General features: G+C 62.6%; 2 protein-coding genes and 1 pseudogene. All 3 read right to left on the reverse strand.

What is annotated here, in order from left to right:
• Positions 1-803, reverse strand: a pseudogene (locus Q0K17_RS11130) (ATP-grasp domain-containing protein); the annotation flags it as partial.
• 2 nt (positions 804-805) lie between these two features.
• Positions 806-1,936 (reverse strand): glutamine-hydrolyzing carbamoyl-phosphate synthase small subunit, encoded by a 1,131-nt coding sequence (carA, locus tag Q0K17_RS11135; RefSeq protein WP_294542979.1) that lies wholly within the window; start codon positions 1,934-1,936, stop codon positions 806-808.
• Positions 1,937-1,957: 21 nt separating this feature from the next.
• The gene (gene pyrE / locus Q0K17_RS11140; protein WP_294542980.1) at positions 1,958-2,554 is read right to left on the reverse strand and encodes an orotate phosphoribosyltransferase; all 597 of its coding nucleotides are present in this window, start codon (positions 2,552-2,554) and stop codon (positions 1,958-1,960) included.
• Positions 2,555-2,660: the final 106 nt, after the last annotated feature.

Below are 2,660 nucleotides of genomic sequence, written 5' to 3' on the forward strand. Positions count from 1 at the left end.
GCGGCGGTGCGCAGCATCTGGTATTCCTTGTCGGACAGGGTCTGGCTGGGGGCCACGACGATGGAGTCGCCGGTGTGCACGCCCACGGGGTCCAGGTTCTCCATGTTGCAGACGGTGATCACGTTGCCCTTGGAGTCACGCATGACCTCGTATTCGATTTCCTTCCAGCCGGCGATGCACTTTTCCACCAGGATCTGGGTGATGGGAGACAGGCGCAGGCCGTTGGTGGCGATCTCCCGCAGCTTTTCCTCGTCCTCGCAGATGCCGCCGCCGGTGCCGCCCATGGTGAAGGCGGGACGAACGATGACCGGGTAGCCGATGGTGGCGGCGTATTCCACCGCATCCTCCAGCTCTTCCACCACCTTGGAGGGCACGATGGGCTGGTGCAGCTTCTCCATGGTATCCTTGAAGAGCTGACGGTCCTCGGCGCGGTCGATGGTGTCCGGACGGCAGGCCAGCAGCCGCACGCCGGAACGGTCCAGGAAGCCGTTGCGGGCCAGTTCCATGGACAGGTTCAGGCCCATCTGGCCGCCCAGGTTGGGCAGGATGGCGTCCGGCTTTTCCTTTTCAATGATGCGCTCCACCACCTCGGCGGTGAGGGGCTCGATATACACATGGTCGGCAATGTCGGGATCGGTCATGATGGTGGCCGGGTTGGAGTTGACCAGTACCGTCTCGATGCCCTCGCTCTTCAGAGCGCGGCAGGCCTGGGTGCCGGAATAGTCGAACTCGGCGGCCTGACCGATGATGATGGGGCCGGAGCCGATGACCATTACCTTCTTGATTTTCGGGTCTTTCGGCATTCTTACAGCCCTCCTTTAACACGATTGATGCGGCGGATGTTCTGGATGAACCGGTCAAACAGGAACTCGGTGTCCCGGGGGCCGCCGCTGGCCTCGGGGTGGAACTGCACGGTAAAGCAGTTCCACTGCATATACTCCACGCCCTCGCAGGTCTTGTCGTTGGCGTTCACATGGCTCACCCGGCCCACACCGGCGGGCAGGGTGCCGCCCAGCACGGCATAGCCGTGGTTCTGGCTGGTGATGAAGGTGCGGCCGGTGGCAAAGTCGGTGACCGGCTGGTTGGCGCCGCGGTGACCGTACTTCATCTTGCTGGTCTTGGCACCGGCGGCCAGAGCGGTGAGCTGATGGCCCAGGCAGATGCCGAAAGCCGGGATGCCGGTGTCCAGCATCTTGCGGATGTTCGAGATGATCTGGGTGTTTTCCGCCGGGTCGCCGGGGCCGTTGGACAGCATGAGGCCGTCCGGCTTGAGGGCCGCCAGCTCCTCGGGGGTGGTGGTACCGGGCAGAACGGTGACGCGGCAGCCACGCTTCTGCAGGCAGCGCACGATGTTGTTCTTGCAGCCCAGGTCCAGCAGGGCCACATGCAGCACCGGACCGCCGTCCTTGGGTTCGGCGGTGGGCTCAAAGGTCTTGGGCGCGGCACAGGTGGTGGATTTCACCGCCTCGGTCACCGCATAGCCCTGGATGGCGGGCATGAGTTCCGCCATCTTGTCCGGCTCGGCGATGGGGTCGAACTCGGTGGTGATGGCGCCGTTCATGACGCCGCTCTCCCGCAGGGTGCGGGTCAGGCTGCGGGTGTCGATGCCCTCGATGCCGATGATGTTATGCTTTTTCAGGAAAGTGTCCAGGGTCATCTCGCAGCGGAAGTTGCTGGGGGTCGTGCAGGCTTCGCGCACGATGTACCCCCGCGCCCAGATGCGGGAACTTTCCATATCTTCGCTGTTCATGCCGTAGTTGCCGATCAGCGGGTAGGTCTGGGTGATGATCTGGCCGTAGTAGCTGGGGTCGGTCAGGGTCTCCTGAAAGCCGACCATGCCGGTGGCGAACACGACCTCGCCCACGGTGGTGCCTTCGGCACCGATGCTGCTGCCGGTGAGCACCGTCCCGTTTGCCAAAATCAGATATGCCTGCATAGTTTGCCTCGCTTCAAAAAATTACAGCTTCTGCTTCGCCTTTTCCTGCATCTTGCGGCTGCCCAGATGGACCAGGGGCAGCTTGCCTTCCTTGCAGATGGGGCATTCGTCGGGGGCGTAGTTGGGCAGCTCCAGCTTCAGGGCGCTGGCCAGGATGGGAATGGGAGAGGGGGCGGAGGCGGTGGTGCGGTCCACCACGCAGACAATGCCCAGGCAGATGCCGCCGGCTTCCTCGATCACGCGCTTGGTTTCCAGGCTGGACACACCGGTGGTGACCACGTCCTCGGCGATGATGCAGCGGGTACCGGGCTTGATCTGGAAGCGCTTGAGGGTCATGACGTTGTCCACCCGCTCGGTGAAGATGGCGGGCTTGCCGCACTGGCGGCCCAGCTCATAGGCATAGACGATGCCGCCCATGGCGGGACCCACAAACAGGTCCACGTCCATCTCCTTCAGCTTCTCGGCCACCGGCGCCATGACCTCGGCGCACTTGTCCGGGTACTGCTGCAGATAGGCCATCTGGCAGTAGGCCCCGGAGTGGCGGCCGCTGGAAAGAAGGAAGTGACCTTCCAGAAAAGCGCCGCATTCCTTCAGAATTTCTTTTGCATCTCTTGCCATCGTAAAACCCTCCATACTATGTTTCCGTATACCGGTTATCCTGTGCGGACACGGCCTAGGGGCACACTTGTCCGCTCTTTTCCACTCTTTGCCTTATGATAGCATT

Source organism: uncultured Gemmiger sp. (assembly GCA_944388105.1).
Taxonomy (GTDB): Bacteria; Bacillota; Clostridia; order Oscillospirales; family Ruminococcaceae; genus Gemmiger.